General features: G+C 64.4%; 18 protein-coding genes and 1 pseudogene. 9 read left to right on the forward strand and 10 right to left on the reverse strand.

The features are described from left to right. Positions 1-263 (reverse strand): annotated as a pseudogene (locus FNJ47_RS50640) (hypothetical protein); the annotation flags it as partial. A gap of 143 nt (positions 264-406) precedes the next feature. Then, a complete protein-coding gene (locus FNJ47_RS36650) occupies positions 407-850 on the reverse strand; it encodes a hypothetical protein (RefSeq protein ID WP_163160754.1) in 444 nt (147 codons plus the stop codon). A gap of 268 nt (positions 851-1118) precedes the next feature. Between FNJ47_RS36650 and FNJ47_RS36655 the strand changes: the two genes are divergently transcribed. The 4 genes from FNJ47_RS36655 to FNJ47_RS36670 all read left to right on the forward strand — a co-directional run bounded on the left by FNJ47_RS36655 (position 1119) and on the right by FNJ47_RS36670 (position 4746). Further along, positions 1119-1328, forward strand: a complete 210-nt coding sequence (locus tag FNJ47_RS36655) for a hypothetical protein (protein WP_163160755.1) — start codon at positions 1119-1121, stop codon at positions 1326-1328. Between the two features lie 105 nt (positions 1329-1433). Further along, the gene (locus FNJ47_RS36660; protein WP_163160756.1) at positions 1434-1730 is read left to right on the forward strand and encodes a hypothetical protein; all 297 of its coding nucleotides are present in this window, start codon (positions 1434-1436) and stop codon (positions 1728-1730) included. A gap of 299 nt (positions 1731-2029) precedes the next feature. After that, positions 2030-4162: a flagellar biosynthesis protein FlhA gene (flhA, locus tag FNJ47_RS36665; protein ID WP_163160757.1), complete on the forward strand. Its 2133-nt coding sequence runs from the start codon at positions 2030-2032 to the stop codon at positions 4160-4162. A 383-nt stretch (positions 4163-4545) separates the two neighbouring features. Beyond that, complete coding sequence (locus FNJ47_RS36670) at positions 4546-4746, forward strand: hypothetical protein (protein WP_163160758.1); 201 nt, start codon at positions 4546-4548, stop codon at positions 4744-4746. A 303-nt stretch (positions 4747-5049) separates the two neighbouring features. Here the strand turns inward: FNJ47_RS36670 and FNJ47_RS36675 are convergent, their stop codons facing one another. From FNJ47_RS36675 to fliI, 4 genes are all read right to left on the reverse strand, one after another. Then, entirely contained in the window at positions 5050-6033 is a 984-nt protein-coding gene (locus FNJ47_RS36675) for an anti-sigma factor (protein WP_163160759.1), read from the reverse strand. A gap of 3 nt (positions 6034-6036) precedes the next feature. Beyond that, positions 6037-6582, reverse strand: coding sequence for a sigma-70 family RNA polymerase sigma factor (locus tag FNJ47_RS36680; protein ID WP_163160760.1), 546 nt, complete (start codon positions 6580-6582; stop codon positions 6037-6039). Positions 6583-6783: 201 nt separating this feature from the next. Then, positions 6784-7203, reverse strand: a complete 420-nt coding sequence (gene fliJ, locus FNJ47_RS36685; protein WP_163160761.1) for a flagellar export protein FliJ — start codon at positions 7201-7203, stop codon at positions 6784-6786. 108 nt (positions 7204-7311) lie between these two features. Beyond that, positions 7312-8637, reverse strand: coding sequence for a flagellar protein export ATPase FliI (gene fliI / locus FNJ47_RS36690; protein ID WP_163160762.1), 1326 nt, complete (start codon positions 8635-8637; stop codon positions 7312-7314). 367 nt (positions 8638-9004) lie between these two features. Between fliI and ctrA the strand changes: the two genes are divergently transcribed. The 5 genes from ctrA (at position 9005) to FNJ47_RS36715 (ending at position 12235) form a co-directional block, all read left to right on the forward strand. Next, the gene (ctrA, locus tag FNJ47_RS36695; protein ID WP_016848562.1) at positions 9005-9706 is read left to right on the forward strand and encodes a response regulator transcription factor CtrA; all 702 of its coding nucleotides are present in this window, start codon (positions 9005-9007) and stop codon (positions 9704-9706) included. A 175-nt stretch (positions 9707-9881) separates the two neighbouring features. Next, entirely contained in the window at positions 9882-10286 is a 405-nt protein-coding gene (locus tag FNJ47_RS36700) for a DUF350 domain-containing protein (protein ID WP_163160763.1), read from the forward strand. A 16-nt stretch (positions 10287-10302) separates the two neighbouring features. Beyond that, positions 10303-10716 carry a hypothetical protein gene (locus FNJ47_RS36705; RefSeq protein ID WP_163160764.1) on the forward strand — a complete coding sequence of 138 codons (414 nt, stop codon included), beginning with the start codon at positions 10303-10305 and terminating at the stop codon, positions 10714-10716. An 83-nt stretch (positions 10717-10799) separates the two neighbouring features. Next, positions 10800-11045, forward strand: a complete 246-nt coding sequence (locus FNJ47_RS36710) for a hypothetical protein (RefSeq protein ID WP_163160765.1) — start codon at positions 10800-10802, stop codon at positions 11043-11045. Between the two features lie 32 nt (positions 11046-11077). Then, the gene (locus FNJ47_RS36715; protein WP_163160766.1) at positions 11078-12235 is read left to right on the forward strand and encodes a glutathionylspermidine synthase family protein; all 1158 of its coding nucleotides are present in this window, start codon (positions 11078-11080) and stop codon (positions 12233-12235) included. A 197-nt stretch (positions 12236-12432) separates the two neighbouring features. Here FNJ47_RS36715 and FNJ47_RS36720 read toward each other — a convergent pair whose 3' ends face one another. From FNJ47_RS36720 to FNJ47_RS36735, 4 genes are all read right to left on the reverse strand, one after another. Continuing rightward, positions 12433-13305: a CheR family methyltransferase gene (locus tag FNJ47_RS36720; protein WP_163160767.1), complete on the reverse strand. Its 873-nt coding sequence runs from the start codon at positions 13303-13305 to the stop codon at positions 12433-12435. Continuing rightward, the gene (locus FNJ47_RS36725) at positions 13302-14468 is read right to left on the reverse strand and encodes a protein-glutamate methylesterase/protein-glutamine glutaminase (RefSeq protein WP_163160768.1); all 1167 of its coding nucleotides are present in this window, start codon (positions 14466-14468) and stop codon (positions 13302-13304) included. Before FNJ47_RS36725 ends, FNJ47_RS36720 begins: the two co-directional genes overlap by 4 nt. Positions 14469-14623: 155 nt before the next feature. Beyond that, positions 14624-14989 (reverse strand): response regulator, encoded by a 366-nt coding sequence (locus FNJ47_RS36730; RefSeq protein ID WP_018273268.1) that lies wholly within the window; start codon positions 14987-14989, stop codon positions 14624-14626. A 58-nt stretch (positions 14990-15047) separates the two neighbouring features. Next, positions 15048-15371 (reverse strand): chemotaxis protein CheW (locus FNJ47_RS36735; RefSeq protein WP_175068470.1); only part of this gene is annotated, 324 nt, incomplete at its 5' end.

Consider the following 15371-nt stretch of genomic DNA (forward strand, 5'->3'; position numbering starts at 1 on the left):
CCTTGCTCCGGTCCCCGGCTTGGCTGTGCCTCACATCCCGACGTACTCCCGTTACCGTGCACGATTTCTTCGGTATTTTCCCCCGACCCGGCTTTGGTCTTGCCCGACTGGCGCCGGCGAGGGCTGCGGCGGGCCGTGGCCTTGGTGACCGTCTCGCCCGGCAGCGCCACCACGACGGACCACATGCCGACGCTGCCGAGCGAACCGATCACCACGGCCACGACAAGACGCAGCCATGCCCGGCGCGAGTCGGGAATGAACAATGCGGCTTCGGGGGAATATTCAGAAGAAATTACCACGGCACGCGGAACTTCGTCGGCATTTGCCTCAAGGTCAAGCGCGTTGCCGAGAGATTAGGCATGCAGCAGCAAGGGGACGCGCCGAACTCACCGACGCCTGAAGCGCCTCAATTGCCGTAGTTCGGATCCTGCGCCTGGAACGCGCCGCACTTCGCGCCGACGCCGAACCGCTGATCGAAATCCACGGTGCCGCCACCGACCGGTATGCGGGTCGGCGGCAAGCCGCGCGTGTACTGGTCGACGGTGACGGACTTCTTGTCGGCGCTCATCGTCACATGCGCCGGCTCGAGATCCTTGCCCTTGTTGAGCTCGGTCAGATCGAGCGTGTAGAAGCCGTCCGCTGTCTTGCCCGCAGCCATGCCGCCATGCGGCGCGAACACGACAGATTGCGGCAGGTAGACCTCCATCAGGACGCCGTTACCCTTGCAGGAGATCATGCGGACCAGCCAGGTCCGGTCGTCCGGCAGTGTTGCGGCTGATGCCGGCACCAGGAACAGCGCAATTGCGGCGGCAAATCCTGCTGTCGCGGTTCGACCTGTCCGGTTCGACATCGATGCCTCTGGCGGCTGAGCGGCGTTGCTGGCATTTCGTCGGAAACCAGGCTGCGAAAGTTCAATCCGCATTGTGCGCTGCAGGGATCGCAGCCCAACCGATCGACCGGGAATATCGGCCATCGAACCGCGATCATGCTGACGAGAAATACTGCTACAATGCGAGCCGGTTCACACTGGCGGCTCGCCGTCCGGACCTATCATCCCGCCGGATGGCGCGCAGCTCGCAGGATAGTCGGATCGAAGCGCACACTGTCGGAGGATCGTCATGCATTCGTCGTCAGCAGAGTGGTTACCCGTTGCGTCAGCGCCGTCGGACCGGGAGCTCGAGGTCTGCGTCCTCGACTATGACGGCATGGTTCATGCGCTGATGTTCCCGTGCCACCGGGACGGCGGCGAATGGGTCGGCCATGCCAGCAGCAAGCCTCTCGACATCCAGCCGACGCATTGGCGCAAGTGGATGCAGTCCGCCAACTAGCGGCGGCCATGACCGGCCCGAGACGGCCAACGCCGATCTCGCGCCGGTCCATGGATTGAGCTAGGATTGCCACGTGAGGTTCAAGGGTGGGCCAGGAGGCTCGTCATGGAATCACACGTGGTCCCCTTCGAAAATCGCTGGACCAACGGCAAGAATGCCTGGGAATGGCATTGCGAGCTCGAGCGGCTCGGCGTGCCGGTCGTTCGGACGATGTATTGCGAGCATGAGACCCACCGCCGCAACAAGTCGACAGTGGTGTTCGATATCCCTGCGGGCTTTGTCCACGACTGGCTGGCGTTCCACGACCGACGCGCCGCCCGGCGGCAACTGCTGTGGCGCGCCAGCGTCGTCACGCTCGGCCTCATCGCCGCATCGGGCGCCGTGCTCGGTGTGCTGAGATAGAGGCCGCTGGCTCGCCCCCGCAACAGCCGGACGGTCCGCCCCGCCCTTCCCGGCCCGGAATCCCCATGGCCTGACGCCTGCGACGTCCCGCGCGGCCCTCGGACGGCACTTATTAACCCTTTGCTAACCATACACCCGGCAAGAATTGCCGAGTGAAGTCGAGTGTCGTCGAACGCGTCTAACGGGCGGAGATCCCCGTGAACGCCAGCGCGGTGCCTCACTTTCGGAACGGCGGCCCAGTGGCCGTCGCGCAGACGCTTGGCGGCCGCGGCCGCCAGTCGCGAGGGAGAGCGGCTACCATGGTCGACGTCACGGCGGGTCAGGGCACGGCAGGCAAGAGCGGATTGCCGAGCCTCGGCGAGATCGGCGACATCCTGAAGCGCGGCGATCTCGCGCTGGCACTCGGCGTTCTCACCATCCTGGTGGTGCTGATCCTGCCGCTGCCCTCGATCGTGCTCGACCTTTTCCTGGCGGTCTCGATCACGGTCTCGATCCTGATCCTGATGACCTCGCTGTTCATCCAGGCGCCGCTGGAATTCTCGTCGTTCCCGACCATCCTCTTGATCTCGACCATGCTGCGGCTGTCGCTGAACATGGCCTCGACCCGGCTGATCCTGAGCCATGGTCACGAGGGCACGGCGGCTGCCGGCCACGTCATCGAGGCCTTCGGCAACTTCGTGATGGGCGGCAACTTCGTGATCGGCATCATCGTGTTCGCGATCCTGGTGATCGTGAACTTCGTGGTCATCACCAAGGGTTCGGGCCGCATCGCCGAAGTCGCGGCGCGCTTCCAACTGGACTCGATGCCCGGCAAGCAGATGGCGATCGACGCCGACCTGTCCGCCGGCCTGATCGACGAGAAAGCCGCCAAGGAGCGCCGCAAGGCGCTGGAGGACGAAAGCGGCTTCTTCGGCGCCATGGACGGTGCCTCGAAATTCGTCCGCGGCGACGCCATCGCCGGCCTCCTGATCGTCGGCATCAACATCGTCGGCGGCATCATCATCGGCGTCGCCCAGCAGGGCCTCTCCTTCAGCGAAGCCGCCCGCACCTACACCGTGCTGACGGTCGGTGACGGCCTCGTCACCCAGGTGCCCGCGCTGATCGTCTCGACCGCAGCCGGCCTCTTGGTCTCCAAGGCCGGCATCACCGGCGCCGCCGACAAGGCGCTGATGCGCCAGCTCTCCGGCTATCCGCAGGCGCTCGGCATGTCGGCCGGCGTCATGCTGGTGCTGGCACTGCTGCCGGGCATTCCGACCTTGCCGTTCCTGGCACTGGGCTCCGGCGCTGCGGCGCTGGCCTGGAACGCGCGCAAGCACAAGCGCGCGGCCAAGGCGGCCGAAACAGCAGCCGCAGCAGCCCCCGCTGCGGCCGCGGCCGCCGCCGCTGCCGCCGCGGAGGAGCCGATCGCCGCTGCGCTGAAGATCGACGACCTCAAGATCGAGCTCGGCTACGCGCTGCTGCCGCTGGTCAACGGGCCCGACGGCACCGACCGCCTCACCGAGCAGATCAAGGCGCTGCGCCGCTCGCTCGCGATCGAGATGGGCTTTGTGATGCCGGCAGTGCGCATCCTCGACAACGTCCAGCTCGAGGCCAACAGCTACGTCATCAAGATCAAGGAAGTCGACGCCGGCACCGGCAAGATCTGGCCGAGCCAGTTCATGGTCATGGACCCCGCCGGCAACCAGGTGCAACTGCCCGGCATCCACACCATCGAGCCGACCTTCGGCCTGCCTGCGACCTGGGTCGACGCCGGCCTGAAGGAAGAGGCCGCGCTGAAGGGCTACACCGTGGTCGACGCCGCCACGGTGCTGTCGACGCACCTGACCGAGCTGCTCAAGACCAACATGGCGGACTTGCTGTCCTACGGCGAGGTGCAGAAGCTGCTGAAGGACCTGCCGAAGGAGCAAGGCGAGCTGATCAAGGACATCGTGCCGAGCCAGGTCACGATGTCGGGCATCCAGCGCGTGCTGCAATTGCTGCTCGCCGAGCGGATTTCGATCCGCGACCTTTCCACCATCCTCGAGGGCATCGCCGACGCGCTGGCGTTCTCGCGCAATCCGGCCACCATGGTCGAGCATGTCCGCGCCCGGCTGGCGCGGCAGATCTGCGCCCAGAACACCTCGCCCAACGGCTATCTGCCGCTGATCGCGCTGTCGGCGCGTTGGGAGCAGGCCTTTGCCGAGTCGATCGTAGGCCAGGGCGACGACCGCAGCCTGGCGATGCAGCCCTCCAAGCTGTCGGAATTCATGACCGCCGTGCGCAACGCCTTCGAGCAGGCGGCGCGCGAAGGCGAGGCCCCGGTGTTGGTGACCTCTGCCGCGATCCGGCCGTTCGTTCGCTCACTGGTGGAACGGTTCCGCTCGCAGACCACCGTTTTGTCGCAGGCCGAGATCCATCCGCGGGCCCGGCTGAAGACGGTCGCCAGCGTGTAGGGCTTGTGATTTGGACGCGCTTTCTTCCTGCGAAGCGGCGTCCGCTTCGCTCGAAAACGCGGTAGCGGCCGCAAATCATTTGTGTTTTCGCCCGTGCTTTCTCGCCACAGGCAACTGATTTATGTGGAACAGCCCGGAACGGCCCTATCTAGGGTAACATGATCCGGCCCCCAAGCAAGTTACTGATATTACGTCCAGTTAATGCGGATTTCGGGAGCCGGAGACGATCTTTGATCGCGCCGGATCACGTCTCATCACGGCCTTGTGATGCCCCCTAGGGAACGGAATCGGCAAATCCTACGTTAGCGGGGCACGAGACGTTGAACCGGACGACAGAACGACCCGACAGATTACTGAGAGCAGGAAGGCGGCAGGAGACTTCCATGAACCACTCGATCTACAGCGCCGATCGTATGACGCACCTGAAGATTGTGGTTGTGGCGTTGTTCGCCGGTATCCTGGTCGCGGGCTTCGGCATCGCGGCACACAATTCGTCGGACGAGGGTTACACCCAGACGGCGCGTGTGATGAAGGCCGGCAAGCCGGTCGCGATCACGAGCTCGGGCACGTCGCTGGTCCGCTAACAGGAGAGTTTCACGAATTCACGTGGTGTTCTTTACAGCCCCCCAAAGTCGCTACGTGGATATTTAAGACCCCCAACTACCCCAAGTTGACTATCGAAAACGCCCGCTCCCCACGGGCGTTTTCTTTTTGCGCGGGTGGCTGATTCAACGCCGTGCTGAACAGCGCACCACAGTTCTATCCACGTCATTGCGAGCGCAGCGAAGCAATCCATTCCACCGCTTGTTCGGAAAGATGGATTGCTTCGTCGCTATCGCTCCTCGCAATGACGAACTGCAATGGGATGTTGAGCTCGCGCCTCGCGCCTACTTCGACGCAGGCGGCACGGTCTCGATCAGCTTGCCGGTGAAGATCGGCGCCGAGGTCGGCTGACCGTTCGGCGAACCGCCGGCCTGCTCGACGGTTACCGCGTAAGTGGCGCCATTGATCACATCGGGATCATAGCCCGACAGCACCGGACGCGCGGTGAAATCGTCTGCGCCGATCACGCCGAGCGAGCGCGGCTGCGGCAGCTTGTCGGAAATCAGCCAGAGCTCAAAACTCTTGCCGGGCTCGGACGCAGCGCCGACCTTGCGGACGGTGAAATTCTTGGTCGCACCGTCGATGGTCATGATGAAGGCCGGTCCGCCATTCTGCCCTTGCAGCAGCGCGACATATTGCGCCGACGGCGTGAATGCCGGCGCCGGCGTCTTCACCTCCACGGTCTGGATGCGCGGCTTCGGCCGGATCGCATCCGGCAGAGCGTCGGGCTTGTAGACCTGCAGACCAAGTGTCACGAGCAGTGCGGCCGCGATCGCGGTCGCAGCCGACGCGATGCCGCGCCAGCGCTTCACACGACCCGCAAGCGCGATCATGTTGCTGCTGTCGTCAACGCCGAAACGTGCCTGGATAGGTGGCCGCCGGATGTCGGCCGGCCGTGAGGTTTCGGGTGACTGCCGGATCTCCGATGGCGGAGAAGGCTCCGGATCGAACGCCGAGCCGAACTCGGGATCGTCGGTCGTCGGCGGCGGTTTCACGGTCGCGGCCGGCGTCTCGGGCAGCACCAGCGGCGCCTGCGGTGCGCCGGCATGGCCGATCGTCGCCCTGATGTTCTCCCAGACCACCGGACGCGGCTCGACCAGGCCGACCATCTGGTTCAGCGGCCCGAGCCTGAACTCCCAGGCCTGCACGAGCGCAGCGAACTCGCTGTCGACGGCCATCATGGTCTCGACCTGCGTGCGCTCATCGGCATCGAGGGTACCGAGCGCATATTCCGCGGCGAGCGCGATATGGTCTTCGCTATAGGCCATCAATCAGAGTCCAAGACACTCCCGGATATCCAACAGGCTGCGGCGCAGCCAGGTCTTCACCGTATTCACCGGCGTCTCGAACTTTGCGGCAAGCTGCTCGCGGCTCCAGCCGTTGTAATAGGCGAGCAGCACGAGCTTCTGACGATCCGGCTCCAAACGACCGACGCACTCCAGCAATCGCTTCAACTCTTCCGTCATTTCCCGTCGCGCCAGCGGATCAGGCTGGTCGGCGGCGACTTCCATTGCAGCCGGCTCTTCTTCCAGCGAGGCCTCGCCTCGCTTGCGCACGACATCGATGGCGCGGTTGCGCGCGATCGACGCCATCCACGTGATCGGGGAAGACAGGGCTGGGTTGAACTGCCCGGCGCTGTTCCAGATCTTGACGTAAGCCTCCTGAATCACCTCCTCAGCGAGGTCCTGTCGCCGCAAGATACGAAGCACGACACCGAAGAGTTTCGCGCGGGTCGCGGCGTACAGCCGCTCAAAGGCGGCCTCATCCCCCTTGGCAACGGCGGCGATCAGCCAGACCAGCTCAGCCGGCGTCAGCATTTTGCGCCCTCCAAGCCTGCATCCCCCATCGCTTCATTGCCACCGCGCCGCCGATCATCTGGTCTGGACCGGTGGTAGCATATTTTGGGACACCGCGATCCGCCAAGAGGCCGACAGATGGCCGGCTTGTGGACAGCGCCCAACAAAAAGCCCGGGCGATCGGCCCGGGCTCTCAATCTGGTCAGCGGAGGGAGCGAGGGTTCAGGCGACGACGCCGAGACGGGCCCGCATCAGGCCGATCGAATCCATGTCGGCTTGCTCTCGGGCGCTCTCCTCCGCGCGCTCGCGCGCCTGGTCGCGCTCGTCAAGCAGCTCGACCTTCTTCAGCTCCTCGAACGCCTCCGACAGCAGCGCCTTGGCGTCGTCGAGCTGGGCGCGCAGTTCGTCGGCCGAGCGGGTCAGGTTCTCCCGGCGCTGGATCGCGGCCTTGGCATAGGTGGGATAGGCGAAGTGCGAGGGATCGTTGATCCCGGCGCGCTCCTGCTCGGTCTGGATCTCGCGCTCGAGTTCGATGGACATGCGCTGGAAGTCGGCGATCATGCCTTCGATCTGGGTAACCCGACGGCGCTTTTCATCGACCTGAAACTTCTTCAGGCGGATCAGCGTTTCACGTGACTTCATCGACTCATACTCCCCAGAAGTCCCAAATCTGAACGCGGGACAGAGCCGGCTCCCCGCTGGGCCCCGCCGGCATAGCTATGGTGTGCCGGGGATGATGGCCTGACAAAGTTAGCGTTCCGTTTCCAAACCCGACAGGATTTGAGACAGTTGCCGGTAGCCGTCGCCAAGGCTGGTCGCCTCGTCCTTGGCCTGGCGCAGGAAGCTTTCCAGCGGTTCATGCAGCCGGATCGCCTCGTCGACCTCGGGGCTGGAACCCGGCCGGTAGGCGCCGAGCCGGATCAATTCCTCCATGTCGGCATAGGTCGCCATCACCTGCCGCGCCTTGTTGATGAAGGCCAGGAAGTTGGGGTCGGCCGACTTCGGCATGGTGCGCGAGACCGACTTGAGGATATTGACCGCGGGATAGCGGCCGCGCTCGGCGATCGCCCGCTGCATCACGATATGGCCGTCGAGGATGCCGCGCACCGCGTCCGCGATCGGCTCATTGTGATCGTCGCCGTCGACCAGCACCGTGAAGATCGCGGTGATGGTGCCATTGCCGGTGCCCGGCCCTGCCCGCTCCAAGAGCTTCGGCAGTTCGGTGAACACCGTCGGCGTGTATCCCTTGGCGGTCGGCGGCTCGCCCGCCGACAGGCCGATCTCACGCTGCGCCATCGCAAAGCGCGTCACCGAGTCCATCAGGCACAGCACGTCCTGGTCCTCGTCGCGGAAATACTCGGCGATGGCGAGCGTCAGATACGCCGCCTGCCGCCGCATCAGCGCCGGCTCGTCTGAGGTCGCGACCACCACGACCGAGCGCGCCAAGCCCTCCTCGCCGAGATCCTCCTGGAGGAATTCCTGTACCTCGCGGCCGCGTTCGCCGATCAGCCCGATCACCGAGATCGCGGCATCGACATTGCGCGCCAGCATCGACAGCAACACCGACTTGCCGACACCGGAGCCGGCGAAGATGCCGAGCCGCTGGCCGCGGCAGCAGGTCAGGAAAGTATTAAGACCGCGCACGCCGAGATCGAGCGGCGGACCGACCCGCTTGCGCGAATGCGCCGGCGGCGGCGAGTTGCGGTAGGACATCGGCGATGCGCCTTGCGGCAGCGGGCCCTTGCCGTCGATCGGTTCGCCCATCGCGTTGACGACGCGGCCGAGCCAGGCCGGCGACGGCCGCACCTGGCTCGCTGCATTGGCAATCACGGCGCGGCAACCGCGCCTGACACCCTCGAGCCCGCCGAACGGCATCACCACCGCGTTCTCGCCGGAGAAGCCGATCACCTCGGCGGGGATGAAGCGGCCTGCGCCGACGTCGATCACGATGCGGGCGCCGACCGACATCGCGTGAATGGGGCCCGCGATCTCCACCATCAGCCCACGGACGCCGACCACACGGCCATAAATATTGACGCCGTCGATGTCGCCGATCTGCTCCGCGAGCGCCTTCATTGCGAAAACCTTAAGTTTCCGCAATTTTGCTCCGGCCGCTTAACTTCGTGTTTACCCGCATCATTAATCATTGCGTCACTGTCTTTGGTGACTGAGGTCGCTCGCCCATCAGAAGAAGGGTGAGTCGCGAGAGTCGGTTAGGCCCGCCTCTTAATGTGGAATCTGAACGAGCACGGGTAGGAAAAGCTTCTTCTACGCAATATCTTAGGGCGATTCGACAAAAATTGCACGGTTAGAGCTTGCGTCGAGGAATCAGTTTTTGTTAACCATATCTCGTCAGGATCCGAATCAGTTGTTCAAAGGCGTTTTGTGAGTGCCGCAAGTGCGGCCGACCTGACGCCCGGAGCGGCGACTATAGGGGACTGGCATGCGCGTTTTGCTGATTGAAGATGATAGCGCCGTCGCGCAGTCGATCGAATTGATGCTCAAATCCGAGAGTTTCAACGTCTATACGACGGACCTCGGGGAAGAAGGCGTCGATCTCGGCAAGCTTTACGACTACGACATCATCCTGCTCGACCTCAACCTGCCCGACATGTCCGGCTACGACGTGCTGAAGCAGCTCCGGGTTTCGAAGATCAAGACTCCCATTCTGATCCTCTCCGGCCTCGCCGGCATCGAGGACAAGGTCAAGGGTCTCGGCGTCGGCGCCGACGACTACATGACCAAGCCCTTCCACAAGGACGAGCTGGTTGCCCGCATCCACGCGATCGTGCGCCGCTCCAAGGGTCACGCCCAGTCGGTCATCCAGACCGGCGATCTCGTGGTCAATCTCGATACCAAGACGGTCGAGGTCGGCGGCCAGCGCGTGCACCTCACCGGCAAGGAATACCAGATGCTGGAGCTGCTCTCGCTCCGCAAGGGCACCACGCTCACCAAGGAAATGTTCCTCAATCATCTCTACGGCGGCATGGACGAGCCGGAGCTGAAGATCATCGACGTCTTCATCTGCAAGCTCCGCAAGAAGCTCGCCAACGCCTCCGAGGGCCGCAACTTCATCGAGACCGTGTGGGGCCGCGGCTACGTGCTGCGCGAGCCGCACGAGGCCGACGAACGCATTCCCGCCTGACCTTCGGGACGGAGAGAGCCAAGGCTCACTCCTCCCGATCTGGCTGACGACTTCAACCCCGCCGCAAATGGCGGGGTTTTTGCTTGGGATTGAACCCCCACCCGGCATACGCCGACCAACGGAACGTGCCATCCTGCGTCGCGCGAATCCCGACAAACCTCCGGACCGCCCCGACATGATCCTGCAATCCCTCGCCGGCCTGCCGGCGTTCCTGGTGTATTTCTGCACGGCGCTGATTGCCGTGGTCGCCTATTTGTTCGTCTATACGCGCGTCACGCCGCACGACGAATTCCAGCTGATCCGCGACAATGATCCGGCGGCAGCGATTGCGCTCGGCCTCAGCCTGCTCGGCTTCGTGCTGCCGGTGGTCAGCGCCATCGCCCACTCCGCCAATGTCATCGACTGCCTGATCTGGAGCATCATCGCGCTGATCGTGCAGATCATCGTCTATTACATCGTGAAGATCCCGGTGCCGAACCTGTCGGTGCGGATCGCCTCCGGCGAAATGGCGGCGGCGATCTGGCTCGGGCTGTCCTCGCTGGCGGCAGGCGCGCTGAACGCGGCCTGCATGATCTACTGAGCCATTGAGCGAAGCCATGGCGCGCAAACAAAACCCGGAATTCGGCAAGCGGCGGCCGGTCGTGCCGGCGGTGCCGCCGCGGCCGGATCCGCCGTCCAAGCGCGCCAACCATGTCGCGCTGCTTGTCATGGGGACGCTCGCGGTCGGCGGCGGCGCCTACGCGCTGATGCCGCGGCAGAATTGCCAGCCCATCCAACCGCCGCCTCCGGGCGTCACCGCACCGGTCCCGCCGCAACCGGGCGCGGATTGCGGGCCGCGCGGTTCGTCATCCGGATCGAGCGGCAGCGGCGGCTCGTCGCACAGCAGCTTCTACAGCAGCGGCTCCTCGTCGAGCGGCTCGTCCTCCTCGTCGAGTTCGTCGTCGAGTTCGTCGGTGAGCCGCGGCGGCTTCGGCTCGTTCGCGCATGCGTTCGGCTTCAGCGGTGGCTGACAGGCACCCTACCGCATCGTCGGTGCGTCATCGCGCTTTCGCTTGCCCGACGAACGCAGCTGATGGAAACTGCAGCGCGGCAGATGGCAAGGATCGCGTCAAGGATCGCGTCGATGAAGCGCTCACGCCGTGTATGGCTGAAATTGATGGGGAGCGTCGCGATCGGCGCAGCGTCGATGAGCCTGACGCCAAGCCAAGCGCGCAGCCACCATCACCACGCCGGACACAAAACCAAGCGGAAGCCCATGCAAGTGTCGCCCGCAGGTGGCTTCGGCAGCGCGCCGCGCACCATCGCCCATTACGACTATCCTTCGCATGGCGGCGGCTGAAACAAAACTGACGAGCGATCACGGTCCCCTTCATGCAACGCATCGCATGTTCCGAGCGCGACGATTGGCAAACGACCGCCGAGAACGCCGGCTTCGCCTTCCATACCATCGACGGCGAACGCTACTGGGACGAGCGCGCCTATTACGCCTTCACGCTCGACGAGATCGAGCGCGATATCGAGGCGCCGACCGGCGAGATCGACGGGATGTGCCTCGAGCTCGCCGGGCGCGCGGTCAAGGATGAGCAATATCTGCGCCGGCTGAAAATACCCCAGGCGTTCTGGGATCTGATCGCGGCGAGCTGGCGCCGCAAGGACCCGAGCCTCTACGGCCGGCTAGACCTCAAATTCAGCGGCAGCGGCCCGGCCAAGCTGCTCGAATACAATGCAGACACGCCGACCTCGATCTTCGAGGCGGCGGTGTTTCAATGGACCTGGCTCGAGCAGGCGATCGAACGCAACATCATCCCGAAACGCGCCGACCAGTTCAACTCGATCCACGACCGGCTGATCGAGGCCTGGACAACAATCGGCGCCAACCATCCGCTGCATCTCACCGGACTGACCGGAAATGCAGAGGACGCCGGCACGCTCGCCTATCTCGAGGACACCGCGGCGCAAGCCGGGCTGAAGACCACGCTGCTCGACATCGAAGAGATCGGGCTGCGCAACGACGGCCAGTTCGTCGATCTCGACGAACGCCCGATCGCACTCGCCTTCAAGCTCTATCCATGGGAATGGATGTTCCATGACGCATTCGGCAAGAACCTCAGCTCCGCGCCGACGCAATGGATCGAGCCGCCGTGGAAGGCGATCCTGTCCAACAAGGGCATCCTGCCGTTGTTATGGGAGATGTTTCCGGGCCATCCCAATCTGCTGCCGGCCTATTTCGAGGACGACCCGCAGGCCGCGCAGCTCGGCAGCTCGTTCGTGCGCAAGCCGATCTATTCGCGCGAGGGCGCCAATGTCGAGCTGGTGAGCGCCGGCATCACGCTGGTGGCGGAGCAAGGTCCTTACGGCGCCGAAGGTTTCATCCGGCAGGCACTGGCCCCGCTGCCGAATTTTTCCGGGCAGTATCCCGTGCTCGGAAGCTGGCTGGTCGACCACACGCCCTGCGGGCTGTCGATTCGAGAAGACGAGAATCCGATCACCGGCAACACATCGCGCTTCCTGCCGCACGCGATTTTGTAGTGACAAGCACTATGTCTTGTCCGTCATCCCCGCGCAAAGGCTTCGCCTTTGTCGCTGGAGGAGCGCGTAGCGCGTCTCGAAGGATGAACGGCCCCGCTGGTGGCCGTCGACCCTTCGAGACGCCGCTGCGCGGCTCCTCAGGGTGACGGAGAGAGAGAGAGAGAGAGAGAGAGCCGAACGATCCTCGAAAAGTCAGATCAGCGCGCAGCGGACGCGACCGCCTTCAGCACGTGAACCGCAGCGCCGGCGCGCGCGACCGGGGCGGTGCTCGGCTGATAGAGGCCGCGGCGGTCGGGATAAGGCCTGAACAGGTTGGTAATGCCGACCACGGATTCCGCCGCGCCAAGCGCCAGCACGCCGTCGGGCTCGAGCATCCGCGCGACCTTGCCGAAGATCGAGGCTTTGGTCTGCTGATCGAAATAGATCAGCACGTTGCGGCAGAAGATCACGTCGAAGGTGCCGAGATGCGAAATGTCCTGCAGCAAATTGAGCTGGCGGTGCTGCACCATGCTGCGGATATCGGCGTTGAGCTGCCAGAGCTCGCCCTTCTGCACGAAGTACTTCACCAGCAGCTGGATCGGCAAACCGCGCTGCACCTCGAACTGGCTGAACAGGCCGGCCTTGGATTTCTCCAACACCGCCTGCGACAGGTCGGTGGCGATGATCTCGATGCGCCAGCCGCCAAACAGCGCGGACATTTCCTTCAGCAGCATCGCGATCGAATAGGGCTCCTGCCCGGTCGACGACGCCGCGCACCAGATCCGCAGGCTGCGGCGCGCGGCCCGTGCCCGCGCCAGCGCCGGCAGCACCGCGTCCTTCAGATGGTCGAACGGAATCTTGTCGCGGAAGAAGAAGGTCTCGTTGGTGGTCATCGCTTCGACCACCTCCGACGTCAGCAGCTCGGCGCCGCCCTTCATCCGCTGCACCAGCTCGGGAATGCCATTGAGATTCGACCTGCGCGCCAACGGCAGCAGCCGGCTCTCGACCAGATACTGCTTGTCGGCGGAGAGATCGAGGCCGGAACGCTCTTTCAGCAGCTTACGCAGATACTCGTAGTCCAGCGGCGTCACGAACGGTCTCCCGCAAACACGCGAACAAGCTTCGGTGCGATCTGATTGAGCGGCAGCACGGCGGCACAGATGCCGGCATTGACCGCAGCACCGGGCATGCCCCACACCACGCTGGTCGCTTCGTCCTGGGCGATCACGCTACCGCCGGCGGCGACGATGTCCTTGCCGCCGCGCATGCCGTCGGAGCCCATGCCGGTCAGGATCACCGACATGATGCTGCCCTGCCAGACATCGATCGCGGAGGTGAACATCGGGTCCACCGCGGGCTTGCAGAAATTGACCGGCGGCCCGTCGTCGAGCGTGATGGTGGCATCGATGCCGTGGCGGGCGATGCGCATGTGGCGTCCGCCCGGCGCCAGATAGATATGACCCGGCTTGATGGTCTCGCCGTCGATCCCCTCATGCGCCGGCCGCTTGCTGGTGCGCGCCAGATGCTCGGCGAGAATGGTGGTGAAGGTCGGCGGCATGTGCTGGGTGATCAGCACCGGGACGCGATCGATCACGGGACCGATCTCTGCGACCAGCGACATCAGCGCCTGCGGACCGCCGGTGGAGGAGCCGATCAGCAGCACTTTCGGCGCCAGCAGGCCGAACGAACGGCGCGCGATCGGCGCTGGCGCGGTGTGCGCAGCGGCGGGAGCCAACGTGCGCGGCCTGTCGTGACCGGGCGCAAGCGGCGGACTCGCCGTTGGGTGCACGGGGCTGCGCCGCACCTTGGCGCCGAGATGACGGATCTTCTGGATCAGGTCATGGCGGAAAGTCTCCGCGGCGGTGGCCTCGCGCGTGCTCTCCGGCTTCGGAATGTAATCGGACGCGCCGAGCGACAGCGCCTTCAGGCTGATCTCCGCGTTGCGGCGGGTCAGCGTCGAGGCCATGATCACGACGAGATCACGCTTCTTGGCCAAGAGCTGCGGCAGCGCCGAGATGCCGTCGAGGTCGGGCATCTCGATATCGAGCACCGCGACGTCCGGGTTGATGCGCTCGAGCTGGTTGACGGCATCGAGGCCGGTGCGCAGCGAGGCCACCACCTCCATGTCTGGCTCGGCGCCGATCCAGCGCGAGATCATCCCGCGGATCACCACGGAATCGTCGACGACCATCACCCGCACCTTGTCGGAACGGATCGATGTCGGAACCGCAGTACTTGTCAACGCAACACTCATGACTTCACCAGCGACGCAACACGACGCACAACAACCGTTGAGCCGAAGGCTTCTGCCGCCGGATCGAACGTAGAAACTTAAGTCAGCATGATCTCAGCGCAAACGCTTCGCGTTTGTCGCAGGGAAAACCGGTTTCCACTTTTCCGGATCATGCTCTAGATGAGTCCGACTTCCTGGAACTTCGCGGTGACGATGTCCCGGTCGAACGGCTTCATGATGTACTCATTGGCACCGGCGTGCAGCGCGCGTGCGATATGCGCGACGTCATTCTCGGTGGTGCAGAACACGACCTTGGGCTGATCGCCGCCGGGCATGCGGCGGAGATTGCCCAGAAACTCATAGCCGTCCATCACGGGCATGTTCCAGTCGAGCAGCACGGCTTCCGGCATCGCACGCTTGCAGGCTTCGAGTGCCTTGGCGCCGTCCTCGGCTTCGACGATCTGGAAATCGAGCCCTTCCAGGATGCGGCGGGCGACCTTGCGAATGACGCTGGAGTCATCGACAACAAGACAGGTTCTCATCTGCGACCTCTACTTCCTCATCCCCGGTGGGATGTTTCAGTTCTTCAATTCTCTCGGCTCACGCCGCTTTGGCGTCGGGCACCAGTTCGAGCACGCGATCGATATCGAGGACGACCATCAGCTGGCCGTCGAGGCGGTGGACACCGCCGGCGAGCTTGGCCATGCGGGGATCGAGGTTGACCGGATTGTCCTCGCGGCCGTCGTCGGGCAGCCGTAGCACCTCGCCGATCTGGTCGATCAGGAGGCCATAGGATTCGCCGCGCTGGTCGACGCCGACCGCCATCGGCAGCTTGCCGTCGTCGGCCTTCGGCAGCCCGAGCCGGGCGCGCATGTCGACCACGGTGACGATGCGGCCGCGCAGATTGAGCACGCCGGCGATCTC

Origin of the sequence: Bradyrhizobium uaiense (assembly GCF_010811875.1) — a bacterium.
GTDB lineage: Bacteria > Pseudomonadota > Alphaproteobacteria > Rhizobiales > Xanthobacteraceae > Bradyrhizobium > Bradyrhizobium uaiense.

Bases quoted from the DNA above. Each gene is read 5' to 3' on its own strand.
- fliJ (WP_163160761.1), bottom strand. From the start codon at position 7,203: ATGAAGTCACGTGAAACGCTGATCCGCCTGAAGAAGTTTCAGGTCGAT.
- FNJ47_RS36670 (WP_163160758.1), top strand. From the start codon at position 4,546: ATGAACCACTCGATCTACAGCGCCGATCGTATGACGCACCTGAAGATT.
- FNJ47_RS36710 (WP_163160765.1), top strand. From the start codon at position 10,800: ATGGCAAGGATCGCGTCAAGGATCGCGTCGATGAAGCGCTCACGCCGT.
- FNJ47_RS36700 (WP_163160763.1), top strand. From the start codon at position 9,882: ATGATCCTGCAATCCCTCGCCGGCCTGCCGGCGTTCCTGGTGTATTTC.
- FNJ47_RS36655 (WP_163160755.1), top strand. From the start codon at position 1,119: ATGCATTCGTCGTCAGCAGAGTGGTTACCCGTTGCGTCAGCGCCGTCG.
- flhA (WP_163160757.1), top strand. From the start codon at position 2,030: ATGGTCGACGTCACGGCGGGTCAGGGCACGGCAGGCAAGAGCGGATTG.
- FNJ47_RS36705 (WP_163160764.1), top strand. From the start codon at position 10,303: ATGGCGCGCAAACAAAACCCGGAATTCGGCAAGCGGCGGCCGGTCGTG.
- FNJ47_RS36650 (WP_163160754.1), bottom strand. From the start codon at position 850: ATGTCGAACCGGACAGGTCGAACCGCGACAGCAGGATTTGCCGCCGCA.
- ctrA (WP_016848562.1), top strand. From the start codon at position 9,005: ATGCGCGTTTTGCTGATTGAAGATGATAGCGCCGTCGCGCAGTCGATC.
- FNJ47_RS36680 (WP_163160760.1), bottom strand. From the start codon at position 6,582: ATGCTGACGCCGGCTGAGCTGGTCTGGCTGATCGCCGCCGTTGCCAAG.
- FNJ47_RS36660 (WP_163160756.1), top strand. From the start codon at position 1,434: ATGGAATCACACGTGGTCCCCTTCGAAAATCGCTGGACCAACGGCAAG.
- FNJ47_RS36725 (WP_163160768.1), bottom strand. From the start codon at position 14,468: ATGAGTGTTGCGTTGACAAGTACTGCGGTTCCGACATCGATCCGTTCC.
- FNJ47_RS36730 (WP_018273268.1), bottom strand. From the start codon at position 14,989: ATGAGAACCTGTCTTGTTGTCGATGACTCCAGCGTCATTCGCAAGGTC.
- FNJ47_RS36715 (WP_163160766.1), top strand. From the start codon at position 11,078: ATGCAACGCATCGCATGTTCCGAGCGCGACGATTGGCAAACGACCGCC.
- fliI (WP_163160762.1), bottom strand. From the start codon at position 8,637: ATGAAGGCGCTCGCGGAGCAGATCGGCGACATCGACGGCGTCAATATT.
- FNJ47_RS36675 (WP_163160759.1), bottom strand. From the start codon at position 6,033: ATGGCCTATAGCGAAGACCATATCGCGCTCGCCGCGGAATATGCGCTC.